Source organism: Leisingera sp. SA32 (genome assembly GCF_056033425.1).
In genome coordinates this window covers 1-21,865 of record NZ_JBVYHB010000028.1, presented here as the reverse complement: position 1 = coordinate 21,865, position 21,865 = coordinate 1, and the positions used below count along the sequence as shown (strand labels likewise).

Below are 21,865 nucleotides of genomic sequence, written 5' to 3'. Positions count from 1 at the left end.
CGCGAACCTCAGAAGAATACTTGTTTGTTGTCTTGCTCATTGTGGCTTCATCCTACTCAGGAGTTGAAGCCTCCGGCAAACCCGGTGCGGTTCATGGTGCAACGGTGCGGCGTGGTCCGTCGTCGGCCCGCGTTGGAAATCCTCCCAAGGTGGAAGCCGCGGTTGCCAGGCGCTGTCTATGGGGAAAGTGAGCTGAGGTTTCCAGAGACGGTTGAGCGTGACTGACGGCTCGAAGGATGTCGACGGCCTCCAAGGGAGCCCGGATCTGCGTTGGTGATCATATTCGGTCTCGGGCGCCGCATTTCACCGGCGGTTCGCGGGCGCTGGACCGCGTGAGGCAAGCCAGGGGCAGTCCGGAACGGGCGTGAGAACCGGAGTGTTGTTCGTGGTAGTGACGGGCGGTTCGTCATGCGGCCTGCTCCCGCGGTGGTGCGCGCGACATCGGTTTCTGGCCGCGACGGAAGACCTCGACGATGCGCATCGGGCCACCGCAGCACGGGCACGGCTCGCGCAGGGTGAGCGGCTCAGGCTCCGCTGGTTCCTGTGCTTCCAGTTCGGGCGGCCGCTGCCGGAGGAGATCGCGGATGCGGGCGATGGTGGCCTTGCGTGTCGCGCCAGCCAGCAGGCCGTAGTGCCGGATGCGGTGAAAGCCCCCGGGCAGGACGTGCATCAGGAAACGGCGGATGAACTCGGGCGTGGCCAGGCGCATGACCCTTTGTCGATCGCCGGATTTGACGCGGTAGTCCTTCCAGCGGAACGCCACAGTCTCGGCGTCGGCGCTGATCAGGCGATGGTTGGAGATGGCCACTCGGTGGGTGTAGCGGCTCAGGTAGGCGAGCACGGCCTCGGGGCCGCCGAAGGGCGGTTTGGCGTAGACGACCCATTCGGATTTGCGGAATGGCGCGAGCCAGGCGGTAAAGGCATCCAGGTCCTCGAGGCGTTCGAGATCACCGTAGAAGTCCAGCTCCTTGGCGCGATGCAGGGCCAGCAGCCCATCGAGAAACAGGCGCCGGAAGAGGCGCGACAGAACTCGCACGTGCAGGAAGAACCCGGGCTTGCAGGCGACCCACCGGGTGCCATCCGGTGACAGGCCTCCGCCCGGCACGATCATGTGGATGTGGGGGTGATGCGTCAGTGCTGACCCCCAGGTGTGCAGGACACTGGTCATGCCGATCCTGGCGCCGAGGCGCTTGGGATCGGCGGCGATTGTCATCACCGTTTCCGCGGACGCCCGGAATAGCAGGCCATAGACGGCCCTCGTGTTCCAGTAGGCGATCTGCGCGATCTCCGCCGGGAGGGTGAAGACCACGTGGAAATACTCCACGGGCAGCAGGTCCTCGGCGCGCGCGGCCATCCAGTCGCGCGCCGCCGGCCCCTGGCACTTCGGGCAGTGCCGGTTCTTGCAGGAATTGTAGGCGATGTGGTGGTGGCCGCACTTGGCGCACCCGGCCACATGCCCGCCGAGCGCCTCGGTCCGGCAGGCTTCTATCGCCGACATCACCTTGAGCTGTGTCAGGCTGACATGCCCGGCATTGACCTGTCGCCACGCAGGACCATGGGCGCGAAAGATGTCAGCGATCTCCAGCTTGGGCCGGGGCACCCCGGCGCCCGGTCACTCCAGACTTCGCTTCACGGTCTGGTCCTGCAGCTTGGCCAGCATCTCGTAGGGGCTGACGGTGTCGCGGATCGTCTTGGTCGCGACATGCGTGTATTGCGCCGTCGTCGTGAGCTTGGCGTGGCCCAGCAGGACCTGGATCACGCGGACGTCCGTGTTAGCCTCGAGCAGATGCGTCGCAAAGCTGTGCCTGAGCGTGTGCAGCGTCGCCGGCTTGCTGATCCCGGCCATGTGCTTGGCCGAGGTAAAGGCCCGGTTCAATTGCCGAGGCGAGATCGGATTGATCTTCGGCTTGCCCGGGAACAGCCAGCCTTCTGGACGCGCCTCACGCCACCAGTCACGCAACAGGTTCAGCAAGCCCGGGGACAGCATGACCTTGCGATCCTTCCGCCCCTTGCCCTGCTCGACATGGATCAGCATGCGATCGCTGTCGATGTCACCGATCTTGAGATTGCAGACCTCGGCAGCCCGGAGCCCCGCACCATAGGAGATGCTGAGCGCCGCGCGATACTTCAGACCGGGCCCGGGTGCCGCCATCAGGATGTCGGACACCTCCTCGACGCTGAACACCACGGGCAACTTCCGCGGCTGGGTGCGGAACTGCATGTAGCGCTTCATGTTCTCGCGCCCGCAGGTCATCCCGAAGAAGAACCGCAGCGCCACGATCCGCACGTTGAACGTGCTGGCCGTGACCCCGGTGTCGGTCATGTGCAGCTGGTAGGCGCGCAACTCCTCCGGGGTGGCGGTATCCGGCGAATGCCCAAGGAATTGGGCGAAATCCTTTATGGCTCTGATATGGGACTTCTGGGCCTTCTCGCCCATCCCCCGGATGCGCATGTCCTCGATCATCCGCGCCCGCAGCGGCGAAATCCTCTCCTCGGTCATGGGAACCTCCTGTCTGTCGATTGAGAGGCCTCAATCGTCAGGCAGCTGCCCACATTCCCAAATGCACAGGATGGCGATCAGTCCCGAACGCCAGCCACGGGCGCCATTGCCGCGCGAGCGGCTTCGTCCTTGGGCCGTTCGCGCCCCTAGCCTGCCGGTCAGGCCTAGACTTTGCAAAGTCCGCTTCCTGCGCTTCGCGTCTACCGCGACTATAGCCTCGGCGAGTGTTGGTGATGCAGCAGATCACTGCCGGTCAACTGAACGACACCGACCGCTTGTGGCTTCTATCGACCGTGAGTGTGAACACGTCAGGGCGGGAATAATGGCCACAAGCGTCGAATTTCCGGCGCGAGGCCCGGGCGGCGGGAACGTCGATCTCGGTCATCAGCAGCCCCTTTTCGCGGTGCATCGGACCGGCGGCGATCCCGCCGAACGGCTTGTAGACCACAGCATCGCCGGAGTTCACCCATTCATCCTTGTTGGGAAACAGAATGTCGTAATGCGGGATGTCATTGGGAATATCCGACGCCTCCAAGGCCGTTGCGCATCCGATCACCCAACAGCCCCCTTCGCGGGCGATATGCTGCATCGTGGCCAACCAGGTGTCGCCGCTGTCCCAGGTCGGTGCGACATAGATGTCGATGTTCTGGGCATAGAGCGCGGCGCGCGCCAACGGCATGTAGTTTTCCCAGCACAGCAGCGTCCCGATCCGCCCCACCGCCGTCTCGACCACGTTCAGGCCAGATCCGTCACCAAAGCCCCAGATCATGCGCTCGGGGTTGGTCGGCATGAGTTTTCGGTGGTTGTTTGCGATGGTGCCGTCGGCATCGATGGTGATGCAGGAGTTGAATAAGGTCGACCCCGACACCTCGCCGTCGACTTCCTGATACCCCGCGACGATGACCATGTCATGCTCAACCGCCGCTTCTTGAAGGGGCGCCATGCCACCTCGGCTCAGGTCGACGGAATTGGCCTGCAACAGGGCAAAGAGTTCATCCGTCTTGCCCATGTCGGCCCCCGGTGACAGACGCCAGCAGAACGTCGGGTAGCCGGGAAACCAGGCCTCGGGGAAGACCAGCAGTCGGGCGCCCTCCCTGGCGGCTCGCGCGACCAAATCGATGGCGCGTTCCATGCTGGCGGACAGGTTCAGATAGACAGGCGGTTCCTGAACGATTGCGATTTTAGTCATCAGATTATTCCTTTCATGTTTTATCAAGTCGCTTTCAGGACCCCGCCATGAAGCCTCGTTTAGGGCGTTGGAGATCAGGCAGCTTTTGTCCCGGTGGCGACGAGCATCTCGCAAGGCCCTTCAAAACGGCCATCCTTCTCGAAAGCACAAAGCGCTTCCTCGATCTCGTCCCAAGCGTAACCCCGTTCGGGCGCGGTGAGCCCCGCGAGCATCTGATGCAAGGCCCCAAAACTTTCCTTCTCGAACTGCAGGCATTCCTGAGCCGAGCCCAAATGGATTGGTGCCGCGACACGCTCTATTTCGATGTTGGTGAATCCTGCCTCACGCAATCGACCAGCCAGCAGGTCGGGGTCGCCCAACGAGAATGGACCAGGTTGACCCGGCAGTGGCGCGGGCAGCGCCGCGCGGCGACGGATGATGCCAACCGGAACCGAAAAAAAGCCGTTGCGATTGGCCTCGGCATAGGTGATCGCACCGATGCGGCCGCTTGGACACAACTGCGCGCGCATACCCGTCAACGCCTTGTGCTGATCTGGAAAATAGATCAGGCCGACGCGCGACATGACCGCATCGAAAGGCTCGGCCTCGATCCCTCCAACCTCCTCGCCGTCGACTACCAGGGTTTCCACATTGTCGAGGCCGGCCAGATCAGCATTGGCTTTGGCATGTTGCAGTATTCCCGGCGATAGATCGGTCGCCAGTACGTGACCCGAAGGTCCGACACGCTTCGCCGCGTTGAGCGTCTGGCTGCCAGCGCCGGCCGCGATATCCAGAACGCGACTGCCTTGCGTCAGTCCCATCCGGTCCAGCATCAATTCGGTCGATGGCCCCAACCACCTGTCCAGAAGCGGTGTCCACCGGTTCCAGGCCTCGGCGGCCTCGTTCCACTGGCGGCGGGTGGCTTGCTTGAACGCGACGGGATCGAAGGCTTTCGTTGCGGTTGTCATGTCGCTCTCCTTTTTGGGCATAATTCGATGGATGGACACTATTCCGCCACTTGCTCGCCGGACCCGCCGAACTCAGTCGGAAAGTCCTTGAATTTGGGCAAGCCGTCTTGCATCGGCAGCACGGTCTCGGCGTAGTTCACGTGCAAGCCCGGTTCAAAAACCAGGCTGGGGATCGCGGCGGCGAAGACATCGGTGACTCCCCATTGCGGGTGATCCGTCATGATGTGGCCGCCGCATTTCTTGCAGAACCGGCGCATCGAGTTCGGAGTGCCGACATATTCGCCAACGAGATCCTGCCCTTTGGTGATCCGGACGCTGTCCGGTTTCCAAAGGCTGAACGCGTTCACTGGTCCCGCCGACCAGGCGCGGCAGGACTCGCAGTGACAATAGCCCATACCTTCGGGCGTACCGGAAACCTCGATTTCAACACTGCCGCAAAAGCAGGTGCCTTTATGTGTCATGGTCTCTCTCCCTTGTATTCGAAGCGCACCACAAGTGTCTCCACAACGGCCCGGCCGCGATAGTCCTGAAACTGTACTGGACCCGACCTGACATGCCGCTTAGGCTCGAACGATCAGCGGTTCCAAGGAAAGAGAGGCATTCCATGCGCGGCAGCTACGGCCAGTTTTGTCCGATCTCGATGGCCTCGGAGATCCTCTGCTCGCGCTGGACGCCGCTTTTGATTCGGGAGCTTCTGTGCGGCAGCACGCGGTTCAACGATCTACGGCGCGGTCTGCCGCGGATGTCGCCGACGCTGCTGTCAAAGCGGTTGGGCGAACTGGAGACGGCGGGAGTCGTTCAGTCCGTCAAAGGTGATCAGGGAGTTAAGGAATACCGTCTGACGAAAGCTGGAGAAGAGCTTCGCCCGCTCATTATGGGGTTCGGTGCTTGGGGGCAAAGATGGGTGGAAAGCGAAATTTCCCTCAACAATCTCGATCCCGAATTGCTGATATGGGATATGCATCGTTTCCTGAAGATCGATCCGCTGCCGGAACGCCGGGTTTGCCTCCAGTTCGTGTTCAACAATCTCCCAACAGCGCGGCAGAACTATTGGTTGCTTGCCGACCCGCAATCCGGTGTGGAAGCCTGCTATGCCGATCCGGGCTATGATGTCGACCTCTACTCCGAATGCAGCCTGCGCACCATGACCGGGATCTGGATGGGCCTGGATACAGTGGAAAAAGCCGTGAACGAAGGGAGATTGGAACTGACGGGCGCGCGCGAGGTTGCCGCGCGAATGCAGGAATGGCTTGGCCTCAGCCCCTTCGCCCAAGAAGAGCGGATGGCTGTTTAGTGTGCATCGCGCCCATTCTCCGCACAGTATCCGGTACATGGGCTCGAAGCCGACATGCGGCACCGCGGTAACGTGGTTGCAGCGATATCGCACCTGGTCTCGGCCGCTAGTTGGCGCCAGTCAGCCCGAAGCAGACCTCCAGAGAGGTGACCGGACCAAGGGGCGATCATGCGTTGGGTGGAGAACGGACATTCGCTGCGGGTGCGAGGTGGGGGTGCGTCACCGTTTATTACTGACATTCGCATTTCCGAGAAACCGGGTTTCCTTCTGCACCGCCGCATGGTGGCAGTGAGTCCAGAGTTCCAGATGCTGCACCTTGCACAAACAGCAGCGAAGAGCCGATTACTGCCTAAGCCACCATTGCAAGTGCTGACCAGCCCAGGAAGCCAATGTGTTCTGGCTCAACCTAAAGGGCAGAGATTCTTCTGGACTACCACCCCGATCAGTAGCAACACCCTCAAAAAGCGACCTTTTTTCACTGACGAACACGGCATCATTTTACCTTTCCTTAGCACCTTTTCCTCTAACCAGAGAGATCCCGGCGAAAGGATGAATGTATGCGTACTATTCTGGCAACGGCTCTCTCCATAGCCCTTTTTTTGGGGGCACAGGCTGTCTTGGCGACCGAATTAGTTTTTGCGACGTTAACTGACAACGTGCGCAAACATACGGAGCGATTCGCGGAACTGGAAATCTACCTTGAGGGTCAACTCGCGCATGCTGGTGTGACCAATGTCACGCTGGAGGTGTTTCAAACAGCTGAGGAGGTTTCCGCAGCGCTGAAAAGCAAGCGCGTACACTTCTACTATGACAGCCCGTTGATTGCCGCAAAAGTTGGCGCGCCTGTTGGCGCAACAATGTTCCTGAGACGATGGAAGCGCGGCGTGGGACAGTATCATTCCGTCATTTTTGTAAAGTCGGACAGCTCAATACAAAACCTGAGCGATCTGGCAGGCTTCACAATTGCCATGCAAGAGCCAACATCGACGTCCGGCTTCCTCTTGCCGCTCTCCCTGCTCGTCGCCGAAGGGCTGCAGGTGGTCGAACGTGAAGGCATCGACACCGAAGTCTCGGACACGGCGGTAAACTACGTGTTCACAGGCGATGACAACAACACCGCCCTGTGGGTGGTCAGGGGACGTGTGGAAGCGGGTGCAACTGACAATGCCACTTTTGCAAAACTGGAAAAGGCCGCACCGGGACAGTACCGCAGCATCGGGCAAAGTCAGGATGTGCCGCGCCAGGTTATCATGATGGCAGCAGGTGTCGAGCCAGCCCTGGCAGACTCGGTGGCAGATGTTCTCACATCGATGCACTTGCAAGAAGCCAGCGCGGCAATCCTCCACAAGTTCAACGAAACAACTCAGTTTGATCGGTTTGAACAGCCGCCCGCAGACGTGATGGCACCGATGATCGACATCTTGACCGCCTTGGACGCGGTCGGCGTGGGTGGATGACCACCCTACATGGCACTCCCCCCAAGAACAGCACGTCCGTTTAGAGAAATCAGCTGGCGGCTCAAGCTGGCCGGTGCCGTTGGCATACTGGTCGCGGCCTTTGTTTCAACGTTGGTGTATCTCAACGCGGTGGCGCAAAAGGGGTTTGTAGAACAACGCAGGTTGAGCGAACTCGAAAGCATGGGGCGCGTCGTTCAGGAAGTGTCGCTTCCATTTATCCTCGAAGAACGCCCTGCTGAACTGGATATCATCTACGAAGAATGGGCCGATCAGGCAGATGTTCTGTCCGTTGACTACGTGGACGCTGACAACCTTCTGTTGGTTTCCGGTCGGCCAGACGCAAGCGATCTGTTTTTGACGATGGTGGACGATCCCATCATTCAGGCCGCCAGGGAACAGCGTGCCATCGTCATTGAACAACGCGCCGCATATACCAAAGCCGCTTTTCCCATCTTTGTAGGCACGAAGTATTTGGGGGCTGTGACAATTGACTATGGCTATGAAAGCTTCGCGCAGGAAGTCTCCGCCGTGAACCGTACGGCTACCCGTACCGGCGTGCTGTTCGTGTTTGTGGGCCTTGCTATGAGTACCTGGCTCGCCTCCGCCATGACCGCGCCCCTGCGCAAATTGAACCAGGCCAGCAGGAAAGCGGCAGAGGGTAATTTGCAACAAACCATCGAGATCCACAGTCGCGACGAAATTGGCAGTCTCGCCGCATCGCTCAATGCCATGATGTCCCGCCTGCAAGAACGTTTGGAGACCTTAGAAAGGACCAAGCGCGAATTGGGGGTGTCAAATGCCGAGGTTGAAGCACGAAATGCGGCATTGCAGCGGGCTCTCGAGGACGCGGAAGAGGCAAAGAAAATCGCGGAAATGGCTGAAGAAGCCAAATCCCAGTTTGTGGCGCGCATGAGCCATGAAATTCGCACGCCGCTGAATGGGGTTCTGGGCATGACGGAGGTGCTGCGCACAACGAAGCTGACACCAGAGCAGATTGACCTGTTGGACACCATTCAAAGGTCCGGCGACTCGCTGCTGTTTGTGGTCAACGACATCCTGGACTTTTCCAAGATCGAAGCAGGTCACATGACCCTGCGCCGGGAGCCCCTCAACGTCGAAGACCTGCTGGATGAGACCGCCACCGCGCTTGCGGCCCAGCCCAAAGCCAAATCCCTTGAACTGGTTACGCAAACTTCAGTGGATACCCCGGCCCGCATCCTCGGAGACCGCGTGCGCTTGAAACAGATCCTGGTCAACCTCGTGGGCAACGCCATCAAATTCACCTCTTCAGGGCATGTGCGAATTAGCGTCCAAGCAGACCGCTCCGATCCGCAAAACCCGCGATTGCGCTTTGACGTAGAGGACAGTGGCTGCGGCATTCCGGAGGAAAAGCTGGCTTCGGTGTTTGAGGAGTTCACCCAAGTGGATGGTTCACACAGCCGTTCGCATCAAGGCACTGGCTTGGGGTTGGCCATTGCGCGTGGGTTTGTGGAATTGATGAAGGGGCGTATCTGGGTCAAAAGCCATGTTGGCGAGGGGACAACCTTCTCCTTTGAGATCCCCATGGTTGCGGTCAATCAAACCACAATTGGGCAACTCGACTATGCGCCGGACTTGGGAGCGCGAACCGTTTATGTGTCCGTGCGCTCCAAAGTACTTGAGCTGGCTTTGCTAAAACGTCTGGAGAGCTGGAACGCTACAGTGGTTGTCCGGGACTTGCAAACAGCCCTTGCCCACAACCAAGAAACGACACCAGAACCTCTGCGCCCGATTTTGATTGCAGACCAGGAGCTCCTAGAAATGGCAGGCCTGGGCCCGATTTCCGACTGGCGCGAAGCCACAGGCGGAACAGTGGTGGCTTTACTGGAACTGCAGCATGTGACCCAAGAAACCAGTGCCGCGGGCCTCGTGGATGCGACCGCGCTCAAGCCCCTTTCCGCGCGCAGGCTTGCTGCCGCTTTGGTGCCATCCGCACAGCCGGAACGCCTTGTCGAGACCACAAAAGACGCCCCTTTGCTTCCGAAACAGGGACGGAAAAAGGTACTACTGGTGGATGACAATGCGACCAATCGCAAAATTGTGGAGTTGATCCTCAAGCGTCAAGGCATACCCTTTGAAACCGCAATAGATGGGCAAGACGCGGTAGAAAAGTTCCAGCAGTTTGCTCCGGATATTGTCTTAATGGACATCAGCATGCCGGTCATGGACGGTTTTGACGCGACAAAAGAAATCCGCAAAATTGAAAGTGTAAATGAGAATGGCAACTGCCAAATCATAGGCCTCACTGCACATTCCACCAAGGATGATAGAGCCGCCTGTTTGGCCGCAGGCATGAACGAACATGTCGTCAAGCCAGTCAAATTGGCGACGATCAAGAAACTGGTTGCAGGCTGATTAAGACTGCGAAGACCGCTGCAGACATAACATTTATTAGCCTCTGGCCTCAGGTGCTCCGGTTTGCTTGTTGGCGCATCACTTGTTTCGGTACGATCGGGACGACGGTTTCCAGGATGGGAGGGTCAGTATCACCCGTTAAGATACAGCGCCTATGCGCCAGCGGCAGCATTAGGATAGCTGCAATGCCGCGACTGGGCATACGGCCAACGTCTGCTTCTCAAATTGGGTGTTCTGGTCAAGCTCTGTTTCCTTTAGTTTCCGGGATCTGCGTCGCTCATCCGGGTCACGCTTCTCTTCGCAGTCTGGTCGCGCAGGCGCCGCAGCAAGCATACGTCGGGTTGGCAGTGGAGAACCTTGCTTTGGGACGCGCTTGGTTGGCGCAACAGACATTTCGGCTTCATCCACGAACCTCGTCCGGTGAGGACGATCCCGTCGCGTCGTAGAGGCAAGTTCAGGTCAGCGATCTTCTCCTCGGTGATTTGACGGAACTCCGTGCCGTCCATCTAGATGCGGTGCAGGATGACGGCGAGTTTTCGGGCAACCGCGACAACCGCGCGGCGGCGGCCCCGGTTGCGCACCAGGCGCATGCCCCAGGACTTGAGGCTGGAAGCGGCAATTGTCCTGTTGAGTATGGCGCTTGCTGCCGAGTAGAGCGCCGACCTGACCTCCCGGTCGCCGGCCTTTGAGATCCGGCCAGGGTTGTCCATTTCCCCGGATTGGTATCTTCGCGGTGTCAGGCCGAAGTACGCAGCGACAGTACGGGATTTCTTGAAGCGTGCCGGTTCGTACACCGCAGCCTTGAATGTGAGCGCGGTGACAGGCCCCACACCAGGGGTTGCCATCAGCCTGAGGCACACTTCATCGCGCCGCGCTTCCTGTTTCACGCGCTGATCGAGTTCGAGGAACTGCCTGTAGAGCAACCGTCGCGCATCCAGGAGGGGCACCAGCGCATGCGCGAGAACATCATCCATTCCCACCAGCGGGCGCACGACGTCATCGTACCTACCATGGCCGAGGCTTGGCGGCAGACGCATGCCGAAGACCTTCAGCAGGCCGCGCACCTCGTTTGACAGCTCGATCACCTTGTTCAGCAGGGATTTTCGCGCGCTCAGCAGGGTTCGGATCCCATGGGAAGCTTGGCTCTTCATGTGGACTGGGCTGAACCAGCCGGTGCGCAGGATTTGGGCAATACCACGGGCGTCGTTGCGATCTGTCTTGTTGCGCATCGCTGATAATGCGGCATTAACTTGGCGCGCCTCCATGCAGAAGACATCGAAGCCTGAACCTTGAAGACCAAAGAACAGGTACTGGCTCATCGCACCGGCCTCGACGCGGACCCGGCTGATCGTTTCAGGAAAGCGCCGCAGGCATTCGGCAATAGCATCAACCTCACAGGGAAGCTCCCGCTCCAGGCAGATCGTGCCCTTTGCATCGACGATGCAGAGAGCACAGCTTCGCAGAGAAACGTCCGGTCCGGCAAAATGGTCCATGTCATACTCCCTCGTTGGATCTCCTGATCCTAACGGGAGCTCGACCTCTCCGCAGAGGCGGCCCAATTACGCATGCTTTGGGCCGTGAGCGACTGGCTTCAGCCGCCGACATGAGGGGCGGGAACCGGACATACTCTGCGGGCTGCTCATAGGGGAAAGATCGGTTGGCGTTCTTGCCCAGGCTGGCGATCTGTCGCACTCCACGAGGTCTCAACAGCTTGTAAGCTCAGAGAAGCTGGCACGGTTGAGGGCTGCCGCGCGGGCCAGACGATCTATTTCAGCGTGAAGGGGCACGAGGCCGGTGCCGTGTTGGACACACTGCACAAGCTTTACTGCCTGCGCGATACGTGAAACAGCGCGCCCCGGATGACCGGACGCGCTGAATCCATCATGCGTTGGCTTTATCATCCGCATAGGATTTCACGAATTGACCGATCTTCTCTTCCGTCAGTTCAATGCCCTGCGCCTTACCCTCTTGAAGCGCCGTGTCACCGTTCCAGCCTTTGTCAGCCGCCAGTGCCATCAACGTCATCGCGCCCGCACGTTTGCCCGAGGCGCAGTGCAGGAACACCGGCTGCGGCAGGTCATCCAGTGACCGGCGGAAGTCATCGACGCTTTCGGCGTTCAGGTCATCGACGGTTACCGGGTGATGGAGGTAGGTCAGCCCCAGTTTCTCGGCGACCAGACGCTCGGCCTCCGGGTCCAGCCCGCCGTTTTCGCCCGAAGCGCGAAAATTCACCACGGTCTTAATCCCAGCCGACGCCATTTGCGCCAGCGCGCTGCCGTCGGGGGTAAACAGGGCCACAGTATGTGTTGGATCGAGGGTTGCGATCTTCTGAGTGTCGTCAGTCATTGGTCCCCTCCTTTTCTGCGGAATAGCCAACTGCCGTCCAAGCCTTCCAGCTTCCCGGCACGTTACGAATGTCAGTGAAGCCTTCGCGGGCCAGCAGGCTCGACGCGATGCTGGCGCGAAAGCCGCTGGCACAATAGGTGGCGTAGGGTTTCGATTTGTCGAGCTCGTTCATCTTGTCGCGCAACTCGCCCAAAAATGCATGGGTGGCGCCGGGGATATGGCCTGCGTCCCATTCATCGGGCTTGCGCACGTCGATCGGAGTGACGCCTTCGGCCTCCTTCAACTCATGCACCGACATCTGTGGGATCTGCGCCAGCGGCTTGCCCGCCTCGCGCCATGCGCCGATGCCCCCGGCGAGATAGCCACCGAATTTCGTGAAACCGGTGCGCCAGAGCAGCCGCAGCACATCGTCCACCGCGCTGTCCTCACCGGTCACCAGGTAGATCGGTTTTTCCGGGTCCAGCAGCCAACCGGCCCAGACCGACAGTTCCGGCCGCGCGCCGATGTTGAGACTGCCTTGCACGTGCCCGCCGCCAAAGGCCATCATGTCGCGAACGTCGAGCATCTGCGCACCGTTTTCGGAAAGCCCGGCGAAATCCCCAACGCCCAGAGGCGGGATGCGCGGCAGGTTGCGCAGCACCTCGGGCCCCTTGGCGTTGACCTTCTTCATGCGCGGATAATGGCTCGGCACCGGCGGCGCGTCGTTCAGCATCGTATCCTTGAACTCCTGCAAATCCTCGATCCGCGCATAGCTGTTGAACCGCCGTTCATAGCCGATGGTTGAGGACATTCGGTCGCCGATATCCGGCCCACAGGCCGACCCCGCACCGTGACAGGGGTAGATGATCACGTCATCCGGCAGCGCCATGAAGACATCACGCACCGTATGAAACAGCTTTTCCGTAAGCTTCTCGGTCTCATCCTCGCCGAGAAGGTCCGGGCGGCCCACGCTGTCGACAAAAAACGCATCGCCCGACAACACGCCCCATGGCGTGTCCTTGTCGCCATCAAAAAGCATATAGGACATATGCTCCGGCGTGTGGCCGGGGGTAAAACGCGCTTTCATGCGCAGACCGCCGAAGGTGAATTCATCACCATCGCGCACAGCCTCATGGTCAAAACCGTAGTCCGCGCCGCCCTCGGTGCTGACATAGAGCTTCGCTTGACCACCCAAGCGGTCGACCAGCTCACGTGCACCGCTGAGGAAATCGGCGTGGATATGCGTTTCGAAGACATGCGTGATCGCCATGCCAAAGCGCCGCGCGGTCTCGATATAGATCTCCACATCCGGGCGCGGGTCCACCACAGCGCATACGTGGGCGGCATCATCGCCCAGCACGTAGGAGCATTCGGCAACGCCATCGGCGAGTATCTGTTCGAAACGAAGAGTCATGGTCGGTCCTCCTTCGAGGGTTTAACCAAAAGGTAACAAGAAGGTTCCATTTGGCGCGGCGCAACCAGCTGACGCAAACTGCCACTCTCAAGAACGCAATTAGAACCGCCGAACTGGGGCAGTGAGTCAGCATTTCCTCCGCCAGGTTCCGAAGATTGGCGCCGGTCGAGCGTCGGCGGTCGGCACCCATGTTAGACTTGCGCAAACCCGAGCCTCCCCAATGAAGAGGTCCGCCCCTATGATTAGGAAACGGAGGACCAGAGATGGCGACGACGCGACCCATGGACGGCAAGTTGTGGGGCAGCATGTCCGGGCCTTCGCCCGCCACAAGGCCATCTACGACCCGCCGCACTACATTCCGGTGCCGGCCCGCAAGCCCCCTCTCGCGCATGCAGGCATGCGCTGCCGGGCAGCGGGACGCCCTCAGGAACGGGGCACCGTTCAAGGACTGGGAGTTGCCATCCGCGATCAGGCGCGTGCAACGCAAGCTTGGCAAGGTGCCGAACGGCGACCGGCAGATGGTTAAGATCCTGAGCAGGCAACCGCCGTATCCTACCTGCCCTCTCCGCAATCATATAAATTAATGGTAGCGCAAAGCTAAAGGCACCTTTGCGCAGGTTGCGACCTTTGCAAAGTCCAGGGCGTGAGGCCGCGCTGTGAGGCGCGACCGGCCCCATGTATGTGTCGGCTGCTGTTTGCAATCGAGAATTCGGCACGACTTCGGAAATCGCTCATATGTATCCGGCCTGTTGATCGGCTCGCGGGCCGTGGCCTTGATGGGGTTACGCACGCTCCGTGGTCTCATTACCGGCAAGGTCCATTACGACCATTTGGGCCGTCAGACTCTGGGGGCGTATTTTCTCCGTTCCATGCTGTCCTCTCTATCGCGAACTCCTTCGTGACCGTGGAAAGCGTCAGATCGCTTCCATGGCCGCGTCTTTTGGCGCGTCAAACTGGGTGCCGTGCCGCAGAAGGCTCCAGGCGGTTCGAGCGAGCTTGTTGGCAAGCGCGATGGCCGCCTTGTTTCGTGGCATACGGGCGACCGCCTCGGTCAACCACGGGCCAAAACTGAAGTCGGACCATCGGTATGGGCGCATCATGATTACTTTCGCCGCCTGCACAAACAACATCCTCAGGTAGCGACTGCCGCGTTTGGTGATCCGGCCGAGGATCGTTCGCCCGCCGGTGCTGAATTGTCGGGGCACCAGACCAACCCAAGCTGCAAAATCGCGCCCCCTGTCGAACGCCTCACCTTTGCCGACTGCCGCGACCATCGCCGTCGAGATCATTGGCCCGATGCCGGGTATCGTCATGATGTTGGCGCAGTTCCCTTCGCTGCGGCTGATCTCTTCGATCTCGCCGGAGACGTCCCCGATCCGTTTGTCCAGCCAGAGCCAGTCGCCGTAAAGCCCGATCAAGATGCCACGCATTCGAGGTGAGATCTCATCCCGCCGCTGTTCGAGGATCGTTTCGAAGGAATTTTGCAGCGCCCGCAGGCCTGAACGGACGGTGATCCCCTGCTCGATGAGAAAGGCCCGGATCTGGTTGATCGTGGCCGTGCGCCGCGAAACCAGCCGTGCCCGGACACGGTGCAAAGCCTGAAGGTCGAGCTGATCCTGGTCCTTCTCTGAAACGGTCCGGAGGTTCGGCCGCAACGCGGCCTCCGCGATGGCCTCGGCGTCGTTGTAATCGTTCTTCTGGCCCTTGTTGAACGGCTTCACGTAAATCGCCGGTATGATCCGCGGCTCGAACCCCATGCCCCGCAGCGTTCGGCTGACAAAATGGGCGCTGAGGCAAGCCTCCATTCCCACGATGCAGCGTGGGAGTTGCTCAAAGGTGGCATTTAGGGCCAAGCGCTTGATCTGTTTGCGCATGACCAGTTGACCGGCGCGGTCGAACCCGACCAGATGAAACGTGTCCTTGCCGATATCGACACCGACGACGGCAAGGTCTTCGAAGCTTCCTGACTTCTTTGCACACATGGCTACTTCTCCTTGATGCGCGGTTGATCCCTCTTCAGGATAACTCAACGGTGGGGAAGCAGCCGACACATCCCATTACCGGCCGTTCAATTGCCGACCCAATGCCGCGATGCAGCTCGCCAGATCAGGCATTCGCACATCGTGCAGCGTTTTTCAGTTCAGATGACCGCTCTATCGACAGGCGAACCTTGAGCAAGCTACGTGTGGCGTGCCGAGAAATTTTCCCTCCGGTTTCCCTTGCCAGGCCTGGTTCACACCCCACCCTTCCTTGGATCACCGGTATATGGTTGCGAGGGTAACCGCTTATGATCGAAACTTGGATTCCGCTATTGGTTGGGCTTGTCCTGCTGGTAGCTGGCGGAGAGCTGCTTGTCCGCGGGGCGGTGCAGGCCGCGGAGCGGATCGGAATTTCCCCCCTAGTGATCGGCCTGACCCTGATCGGTTTCGGCACTTCGATGCCCGAGCTTGTGACCTCGGTCCAGGCGGGACTGGGCGGATTTCCGGGCATCGCCTATGGGAACGTCGTTGGTTCCAATATCGCGAACATTCTCCTGATCGCCGGCATTTCCGCGCTGATCTGTCCGATCATCGTTGCCCGGTCGGCGTTGCGGCGAGATGCTGGCGTGATGCTCTCGGTCGCCATCGCGTTTGCCGGGCTGGCCCTGTTTCTGCCGATGGGACGCGTGGTGGGCGCCGGGCTGGTCGCTCTGCTGGTAGGCTACATCGGTTTTGTGATCCATCAGGAAAAGGCCGCGTTCGACGGCGGGGCCATTCAAGACAAGAGCGCTGCCCTGATTGGGGCCGACCCGGGCATTGCCCGTCCGCACGTCCGGGGCGGCCTGGTGAAGCCGCTGCTCATTGCGTTCGCCGGGCTGGTGCTTGTCGTGGTTGGCGGCTCTTTCCTGGTCAGCGGGGCCGTTGCCATCGCACGCAGCTTCGGCGTCTCGGAGAGCGTCATCGGCCTGACGATCGTCGCAGTCGGAACGTCGATGCCGGAGCTTGTCACTTCCGTGATAGCCGCGCTGAAACGGCAGGGCGACGTGGCCTTCGGCAACATCGTTGGCTCGAACATCTACAACGTCCTGGGGATCGGCGGGACCACCGCGCTCATTGCACCGTCCCTCGTGCCGCAGGAGATCGTGCGTTTTGACGCGCCGGTGATGGTGGCCGTCTCGCTGGTGCTGGTTCTCTTCGCTGCGACCGGGCTTCGGATCGGTCGCCGGGAGGGGGCCATTCTGGTCGCGGGATACATTGCTTATGGCTGGCTACTCTGGCCTTGATCGTCCAGGGTCGGCGTAGCAGGCGGAAGCGAAGGTCGGCTCTCCCGCCCTTGGACAGGGCGTCACGAAACGACCCGAAGCACTGGAGGTCCGCGTTCGCCAAGATATGCTCACTCAGCTACTGGCCGAGCCAGCTGTCCCTCCGGCGCGGGATTGTCGCCTACGCCATGGCGGAGCACGATGGCGCCAAAGAGGCCCATGTTGCCCAGAAGCGCCAAGGACCCGATTTGCGCCAAGATCTCGCCCTGACCGGTCAGGGCAAGAACGATGCCAGGCACCACAATGACCACGGACAGGACGGACAGAGCAAAATGCACACGTCCCAGCCTGGATACGGCCGCCGCAGGGGTAAGTGCATAATACGCCCCCCAGATACCCATGGCGACAAAACCGAGGAGGTTCAAATGGCCGTGCGCTGGCGACAGCAAGTAATCATGGCTTGCCGACATGATGATGCCCCAGACCATTCCGCACAGGGCGAAAACCGTCGCCGCGAGAAAGAACTTTGTTGCAAGTTTCATGTGTTAACCCTCGATGAAAATTAATCGCGAAATTCACGCAGCTTGGCGTTGCCGGTCGAAGCAATGTCGCTCGATGGCGTCGCACCACCGCGACAGTTCGGGGAGATCTTTTGCGATGTCGGCAACAGGGGTCGCCATCGGCCACCGAAGCATGGGCGCCACCTGACCGAAACATGCGAAGTCCGCCAAGCCGGGAGCTTCCCCGCAGATGAAGGCGCGCGCACTCAGCAGACCGGCCAGTCCCTCGAGCTCATGGCGTCCCATTTCGATCACCTCATCAGGGGCATGTCGGGCCACACCGCGGGCGTAGAGCTGCCTGGCGAACTGGCGCCTGAGCAGGGGAAACACGAGGGCCAGCATGGGTTTCGGCATGTCCTGCGAGAATGTTTCTCGCAGGAAAACTTGTCCCTCCGGCAGCATGAACAGTTCGTATTCCAGGATCTGATGCACCCGTTCCTCGAAGGCGCTCTTGAAGGCCTGGGCGATCCCGCGGTCCGCCGGGGAAAGCGTGGCCTCGGTATCCTCGATATTCAGCCTGCTCTTCAGGCGCTGAATGATACGCTCGCTGTCGGCCACAACCTCGCCATCGATCTCGGCCCAAGGGCTCTTGCCTTTCGGTCCCTTGCCCGGGTTGTTCTGCACCTGCGAGCGATATGGCAGCTGGTGATGGCCGAGCCATGCCAACAACTTGAGTGCAAAGGGCCCACAGGTGGGCAGGCCCCAGGCCGGCGCGAAATGGAAGACGGTGATCTCGGGTGGCGCAGTGGTCATCGCGCGGTCCTCCTCGGCCATGTCGCTTTACTTACCATTGGTAAGCAGGCTACGCTCTGAGGATGAGGTCGGTCAAGAAAAAGAAGCATGGAACAGGATCTGCCTGGCTTCGGGCCGAAGCAGACGAGGGTTCAGCCGCTCCGCAGGATCGCTTCTTGGCTGCCGCCCGAGAGATTTTCGCGGCGAAGGGCCTGAAGGGCCTGACCTTCGATGCGGTGGCCACCAGACTTGGCGTCAGCAAGCAGGCCGTGATCCACTGGTATCCGACCAAGTCACATCTGCTTGCCGCACTGGTGCTTCCTGACTTGAAGGCGGAAGCCGATGCGGTGATCATGGCCTGCCAGCAGCCGGCTGGTGAAACGGCGTTGCAGGCTCCCCTCCTGGCATTGGCGGCGCATCATCTTTCGGACCTCGAGCGCTTTCGCATGCTCTATCTTGCGCCGCAGGCCGGCATCGGGATCGACTTCAAGACCGACCCTGCCGTGGCCGCCGAAATCCACCGTATCACCGACACGTTGTATGCCTCGCTGGCCGGATGCATCGGCGGCAAGGAAGAAGCGGCACGGCGCAAGGCTGTCTCTCTGCACGCCGCAGTCATCGGCATCCTGACCATGGTGTCGCTGGGCCAGAGCATCGGCGACCCCTTGAAGCATGGGGCAACGGAAATGGCTGAGAGCCTGATAGAGATGTTGTGCCCCGTCGCCGAAGCATGAAATCGCAGGTGAAATTCCTTGGTGGTGCGAGTCGGCGCCAGGTTGCGCGATTCTCCGAGCTCGCGGAGGAAGTTTGTCACGTGGTCAACCGGCGTAAATGCTGCGGATCACGGCTTCCCGCCCGTTCTGATACGGAGTCGCGGACGGCCCTAATCCGCCGTCGATTGGTGTCAACGACGCTGTGCCGCAGCTTCACGAAACCGGACATTCATGCATAGCGCAGCATCTCTTGAAGGACGAAGGTCGTCAGAGCGGACAAAAATCTACCGCTGATCGAACTTTCATGTATGGTGGCCTTGGCAGCAACGATACCACAGCGGTTTGGCGTTCACTTGTCCGATTGCTCAGAGCCGCCTCCGAACCCCGCCAGGTTGGACTGTATGAAGCGGGGTTAGTCTGAGCTGGAATCAGCCAAACTTCACAAAGCGGTAGGTGACGGGTTGCCGACGAGCTGGAAGACAAGATCCAAGAGAACGCGCATGCAATTACCCTGGACAACAGAGAAGGTATTTTCCGGAGAGGACCAGGGCGAAGTCCTCTCCAGCGAACTTTCCTACGGAAACACTGATCTGATCCGCATCCTGAAAATCGCCAGCATCGAGGGGCCGTTCACGGCGGTCAATCCGTGGGAGCTCGAAGACCGTGACGGCACAGTGCGGATCAACGCTGGAGGTTATTCTGCCCTTCCTTTTGGCGACCGCTATCCTGCGCTGGTGGAGTTTGTTCAGCGTTACCTGCGTGAGGGAACTGGCATGGGGTTGCCTCAGCAAGCGACCAGCGAATGGCGCGCGGCTCTAGAACACAATATTATCGCCATTCTCGCGTCCGTGGCTCCAAGCCATTCTGACAGCAACGTTTTCTTTTCGAATAGCGGCGCAGAAGCGATCGAGGCTGCGATCAAGTTCGTGATGGCGTCCCGACCAGACGCACCATACTTCGTCAACTTCACCCGCGGCTACCATGGGAAAACGTTAGGAGCTTTGAGTCTTACGCCAAATCCCGAGTATCAAGATCTTTTCAGACCACTGGCACTGAATACCGTAACATTGCGTTTTGGTGATATCGACGCGTTTGAGATCGCCTTGAAGCGCCTAGGGGCGAACAATATAGCGGCCGTTTTCTTGGAACCAGTCCAAGGCGAGGCCGGCGTAATTATCCCTCCGCCGGGTTATCTCAAGAGAATTGATGAACTTTGCAAACGCCACGGCATCCTGGTCGTCGCCGACGAAATTCAGACCGGGCTGGGACGGAGCGGCTACTGGTTTGCCAGTATCGAATGGGGAGGCATGGACCCTGACATCATTTGCCTTGCCAAAGCATTGGGGGGAGGGTTCACCGCCGTTGGAGCTACGATTGCGCGGCGTGAAATTTATCGCAATATGCTGAGCGGGTTGGCAAGCAAGCGCCATTCCAACACGTTCGGCGGTAACGCGCTGGCAATGGCAGTCGGGCTAAAGTCACTGGAAATCATCTGCGAAGAAGGTCTTATCAAACGGTCGCAAGACCTGAGTGCCCGTGGTTCGCAACGGCTGACACGACTGGCGGAGCGCTTTCCAAGTGTTTTTTCGGAGGTCAGATCCTTCGGCATGCTTTTTGCAGCAGAACTTCAGCCGGTTTTGCCTCACAAGCCCCCCTTTAGGCACTCAGAACTAGTCGGAGAACTGACCGGTTTGCTCGGTCTTTTGATGTGGCACCGAGCTGGCGTGCATGGCAACCTTGCTTTGAATTCGCGTCGCACAATCCGATTGACCCCTGCGCTGACGATGCCTGATGTTTTGTTTGATCGACTATTTGACCGTGTTGAAAACGCTTCCGAAGACCAGCACCCGGCCTGGAGAATGCTGACCCATGCGCCGCCGCGCACCTTGTTTGGTCTCGCTAAATTTATGCAATCTGATTGAAACGAACCCCAAGTGCCTAATGGGCTACCCGTACAGTATGGTCTGCCGAAGAGTTTCAGTAGCCGTCAAAAAAGTTAACACCTCGAAGGATGCTATGTATGTGTTTTTCTGCTACCGCCAGCTTCACAACGGCAGCAGTGTTGTTACCAGTGGCCGCATATACAATCGGGACGGCTTTGAAAACGAACCGGCGATATATTGGGTTCGCTATCTTCCCATTCTTCTTTGGTGTCCAGCAGGTTTTGGAAGGAAGTCTTTGGCTGGGAATAGCGCAGCCTGAGCCTGTGCTGTCACATTATTACGCCTTGGGTTTCTTGTTTTTTGCCTATCTCGTCTGGCCGTTCTTAGTTCCATTAGCAACGCTCGCTATTGAACCTAGCAGGAATAGAAGGGTGATGTTTTTGGCGTTGAGTGCCTTGGGCTTCTTTCTGGGACTCTCTCTTTTCGTGCCTTTGCTTATCAATCCTGACTGGGTGCCGCTCAGAATCGTGAAGGGTTCAATCGACTACAACTCGCGACTGATCTGGGAGGGTGTTGTGCCATACAGCGTCATCCGAGCCGTTTATGCCAGTATCGTCTGCCTACCTTTGCTCTTTTCGTCCGATAAAATCATAAAAATATTCGGCGTGATAATCACTCTTTCCGTCATCGTTGGCTTCGCGTTTGCGCACTATGCATTCACTTCGGTCTGGTGCTTCATGGCCGCAATCGTCTCTAGCTACCTTCTGTATGCGATGAGAACTGTCAGCAAGCGTTAACACGGTCAAAAATGTGCTTGTGGCCTTACTTGCAAACCGCCACCTCGAGTTATGAATCGACCCCAAGTCTATTTGTCAGGACGCGTAAGGCTTGAATGTCTGGTCTTGAGGCTTGCGTGGGTTGATATTGCCCGCGCAGATAAGGTCCGGTATCCGACCGACCTGCATGTGCTGGCCCGCCAGTCTGGTCGTCAGGCGTGGGACCGCTTTGGGCGGCGGCTTCCGCATCTCGACAAGCCAGCGCGAAGGCTTTTGCCACGGCGTCCTTGGAGGCCATCGGCTCAATCGGCGCGCGCTCTGGGTCCTTCAAATAGGAGCCTCTCTTCAATTCGGGGAGACTTGGGAACAGCGCGTCTTCCCCCTGCAGCCCCATCGATTGCATGTGGTCTACCCAATCGGCCACGGCGGCGGAGAATGCT

Annotated in this window: 19 protein-coding genes and 1 pseudogene; 8 read left to right on the top strand and 12 right to left on the bottom strand. The window is 59.4% G+C overall.

The features are described from left to right. Positions 1–406 precede the first annotated feature (406 nt). The 5 genes from AC0IPL_RS21680 to AC0IPL_RS21660 form a co-directional block, all read right to left on the bottom strand. Positions 407–1,600, bottom strand: a complete 1,194-nt coding sequence (locus AC0IPL_RS21680) for an IS91 family transposase (protein WP_474277156.1) — start codon at positions 1,598–1,600, stop codon at positions 407–409. Between the two features lie 12 nt (positions 1,601–1,612). After that, positions 1,613–2,500, bottom strand: coding sequence for a tyrosine-type recombinase/integrase (locus tag AC0IPL_RS21675; RefSeq protein ID WP_474277154.1), 888 nt, complete (start codon positions 2,498–2,500; stop codon positions 1,613–1,615). 253 nt (positions 2,501–2,753) lie between these two features. Further along, positions 2,754–3,689, bottom strand: a complete 936-nt coding sequence (locus AC0IPL_RS21670) for a carbon-nitrogen hydrolase family protein (protein ID WP_474277287.1) — start codon at positions 3,687–3,689, stop codon at positions 2,754–2,756. Positions 3,690–3,763: 74 nt separating this feature from the next. After that, positions 3,764–4,636: a class I SAM-dependent methyltransferase gene (locus tag AC0IPL_RS21665; RefSeq protein WP_474277284.1), complete on the bottom strand. Its 873-nt coding sequence runs from the start codon at positions 4,634–4,636 to the stop codon at positions 3,764–3,766. Between the two features lie 38 nt (positions 4,637–4,674). Continuing rightward, on the bottom strand, positions 4,675–5,097 hold the full coding sequence (locus AC0IPL_RS21660) for a GFA family protein (protein ID WP_474277281.1): 423 nt from the start codon (positions 5,095–5,097) through the stop codon (positions 4,675–4,677). 143 nt (positions 5,098–5,240) lie between these two features. On the opposite strand from AC0IPL_RS21660, the gene AC0IPL_RS21655 reads away from it, so the two are divergent. The 3 genes from AC0IPL_RS21655 (at position 5,241) to AC0IPL_RS21645 (ending at position 9,781) form a co-directional block, all read left to right on the top strand. Next, positions 5,241–5,930 (top strand): winged helix-turn-helix transcriptional regulator, encoded by a 690-nt coding sequence (locus AC0IPL_RS21655; RefSeq protein WP_474277278.1) that lies wholly within the window; start codon positions 5,241–5,243, stop codon positions 5,928–5,930. A gap of 557 nt (positions 5,931–6,487) precedes the next feature. Continuing rightward, on the top strand, positions 6,488–7,387 hold the full coding sequence (locus tag AC0IPL_RS21650; protein ID WP_474277275.1) for a phosphate/phosphite/phosphonate ABC transporter substrate-binding protein: 900 nt from the start codon (positions 6,488–6,490) through the stop codon (positions 7,385–7,387). Between the two features lie 9 nt (positions 7,388–7,396). After that, on the top strand, positions 7,397–9,781 hold the full coding sequence (locus AC0IPL_RS21645) for an ATP-binding protein (protein WP_474277272.1): 2,385 nt from the start codon (positions 7,397–7,399) through the stop codon (positions 9,779–9,781). A 506-nt stretch (positions 9,782–10,287) separates the two neighbouring features. Here AC0IPL_RS21645 and AC0IPL_RS21640 read toward each other — a convergent pair. From AC0IPL_RS21640 to AC0IPL_RS21630, 3 genes are all read right to left on the bottom strand, one after another. Beyond that, a complete protein-coding gene (locus tag AC0IPL_RS21640) occupies positions 10,288–11,274 on the bottom strand; it encodes an IS110 family RNA-guided transposase (protein ID WP_474277269.1) in 987 nt (328 codons plus the stop codon). A gap of 388 nt (positions 11,275–11,662) precedes the next feature. Beyond that, on the bottom strand, positions 11,663–12,127 hold the full coding sequence (locus tag AC0IPL_RS21635; RefSeq protein WP_474277266.1) for a protein tyrosine phosphatase family protein: 465 nt from the start codon (positions 12,125–12,127) through the stop codon (positions 11,663–11,665). After that, on the bottom strand, positions 12,120–13,520 hold the full coding sequence (locus tag AC0IPL_RS21630) for an MBL fold metallo-hydrolase (protein ID WP_474277263.1): 1,401 nt from the start codon (positions 13,518–13,520) through the stop codon (positions 12,120–12,122). The genes AC0IPL_RS21635 and AC0IPL_RS21630 overlap by 8 nt, the downstream gene beginning before the upstream one ends. A 289-nt stretch (positions 13,521–13,809) precedes the next feature. On the opposite strand from AC0IPL_RS21630, the pseudogene AC0IPL_RS21625 reads away from it, so the two are divergent. Then, positions 13,810–14,065 (top strand): annotated as a pseudogene (locus tag AC0IPL_RS21625) (hypothetical protein); the annotation flags it as partial. Between the two features lie 369 nt (positions 14,066–14,434). Here the strand turns inward: AC0IPL_RS21625 and AC0IPL_RS21620 are convergent. Next, on the bottom strand, positions 14,435–15,502 hold the full coding sequence (locus AC0IPL_RS21620) for an IS110 family RNA-guided transposase (protein WP_474277261.1): 1,068 nt from the start codon (positions 15,500–15,502) through the stop codon (positions 14,435–14,437). Positions 15,503–15,807: 305 nt separating this feature from the next. Between AC0IPL_RS21620 and AC0IPL_RS21615 the strand changes: the two genes are divergently transcribed. Next, positions 15,808–16,782: a calcium/sodium antiporter gene (locus AC0IPL_RS21615; protein WP_474277259.1), complete on the top strand. Its 975-nt coding sequence runs from the start codon at positions 15,808–15,810 to the stop codon at positions 16,780–16,782. 110 nt (positions 16,783–16,892) lie between these two features. On the opposite strand, the gene AC0IPL_RS21610 is transcribed toward AC0IPL_RS21615, so the two are convergent. Together AC0IPL_RS21610 and AC0IPL_RS21605 are read right to left on the bottom strand one after the other, a co-directional pair. Next, positions 16,893–17,303 carry a hypothetical protein gene (locus AC0IPL_RS21610; RefSeq protein ID WP_474277257.1) on the bottom strand — a complete coding sequence of 137 codons (411 nt, stop codon included), beginning with the start codon at positions 17,301–17,303 and terminating at the stop codon, positions 16,893–16,895. 33 nt (positions 17,304–17,336) lie between these two features. Next, positions 17,337–18,095, bottom strand: coding sequence for a Tom37 metaxin N-terminal-like domain-containing protein (locus AC0IPL_RS21605; protein WP_474277255.1), 759 nt, complete (start codon positions 18,093–18,095; stop codon positions 17,337–17,339). Between the two features lie 134 nt (positions 18,096–18,229). On the opposite strand from AC0IPL_RS21605, the gene AC0IPL_RS21600 reads away from it, so the two are divergent. From AC0IPL_RS21600 to AC0IPL_RS21590, 3 genes are all read left to right on the top strand, one after another. Next, positions 18,230–18,787, top strand: coding sequence for a TetR/AcrR family transcriptional regulator (locus AC0IPL_RS21600; RefSeq protein WP_474277253.1), 558 nt, complete (start codon positions 18,230–18,232; stop codon positions 18,785–18,787). Between the two features lie 479 nt (positions 18,788–19,266). After that, entirely contained in the window at positions 19,267–20,688 is a 1,422-nt protein-coding gene (locus tag AC0IPL_RS21595) for a class-III pyridoxal-phosphate-dependent aminotransferase (protein ID WP_474277251.1), read from the top strand. Between the two features lie 98 nt (positions 20,689–20,786). Then, positions 20,787–21,446 carry a DUF6629 family protein gene (locus AC0IPL_RS21590; protein WP_474277249.1) on the top strand — a complete coding sequence of 220 codons (660 nt, stop codon included), beginning with the start codon at positions 20,787–20,789 and terminating at the stop codon, positions 21,444–21,446. Between the two features lie 49 nt (positions 21,447–21,495). Here AC0IPL_RS21590 and AC0IPL_RS21585 read toward each other — a convergent pair. Then, a partial coding sequence (locus AC0IPL_RS21585) for a hypothetical protein (RefSeq protein WP_474277247.1) occupies positions 21,496–21,865 on the bottom strand: 370 nt, incomplete at its 5' end.

Bases quoted from the DNA above. Each gene is read 5' to 3' on its own strand.
- AC0IPL_RS21640 (WP_474277269.1), bottom strand. From the start codon at position 11,274: ATGGACCATTTTGCCGGACCGGACGTTTCTCTGCGAAGCTGTGCTCTC.
- AC0IPL_RS21630 (WP_474277263.1), bottom strand. From the start codon at position 13,520: ATGACTCTTCGTTTCGAACAGATACTCGCCGATGGCGTTGCCGAATGC.
- AC0IPL_RS21635 (WP_474277266.1), bottom strand. From the start codon at position 12,127: ATGACTGACGACACTCAGAAGATCGCAACCCTCGATCCAACACATACT.
- AC0IPL_RS21615 (WP_474277259.1), top strand. From the start codon at position 15,808: ATGATCGAAACTTGGATTCCGCTATTGGTTGGGCTTGTCCTGCTGGTA.
- AC0IPL_RS21665 (WP_474277284.1), bottom strand. From the start codon at position 4,636: ATGACAACCGCAACGAAAGCCTTCGATCCCGTCGCGTTCAAGCAAGCC.
- AC0IPL_RS21620 (WP_474277261.1), bottom strand. From the start codon at position 15,502: ATGTGTGCAAAGAAGTCAGGAAGCTTCGAAGACCTTGCCGTCGTCGGT.
- AC0IPL_RS21670 (WP_474277287.1), bottom strand. From the start codon at position 3,689: ATGACTAAAATCGCAATCGTTCAGGAACCGCCTGTCTATCTGAACCTG.
- AC0IPL_RS21660 (WP_474277281.1), bottom strand. From the start codon at position 5,097: ATGACACATAAAGGCACCTGCTTTTGCGGCAGTGTTGAAATCGAGGTT.
- AC0IPL_RS21610 (WP_474277257.1), bottom strand. From the start codon at position 17,303: ATGAAACTTGCAACAAAGTTCTTTCTCGCGGCGACGGTTTTCGCCCTG.
- AC0IPL_RS21590 (WP_474277249.1), top strand. From the start codon at position 20,787: ATGTGTTTTTCTGCTACCGCCAGCTTCACAACGGCAGCAGTGTTGTTA.
- AC0IPL_RS21655 (WP_474277278.1), top strand. From the start codon at position 5,241: ATGCGCGGCAGCTACGGCCAGTTTTGTCCGATCTCGATGGCCTCGGAG.
- AC0IPL_RS21595 (WP_474277251.1), top strand. From the start codon at position 19,267: ATGCAATTACCCTGGACAACAGAGAAGGTATTTTCCGGAGAGGACCAG.
- AC0IPL_RS21605 (WP_474277255.1), bottom strand. From the start codon at position 18,095: ATGGCCGAGGAGGACCGCGCGATGACCACTGCGCCACCCGAGATCACC.
- AC0IPL_RS21675 (WP_474277154.1), bottom strand. From the start codon at position 2,500: ATGACCGAGGAGAGGATTTCGCCGCTGCGGGCGCGGATGATCGAGGAC.
- AC0IPL_RS21650 (WP_474277275.1), top strand. From the start codon at position 6,488: ATGCGTACTATTCTGGCAACGGCTCTCTCCATAGCCCTTTTTTTGGGG.
- AC0IPL_RS21645 (WP_474277272.1), top strand. From the start codon at position 7,397: ATGGCACTCCCCCCAAGAACAGCACGTCCGTTTAGAGAAATCAGCTGG.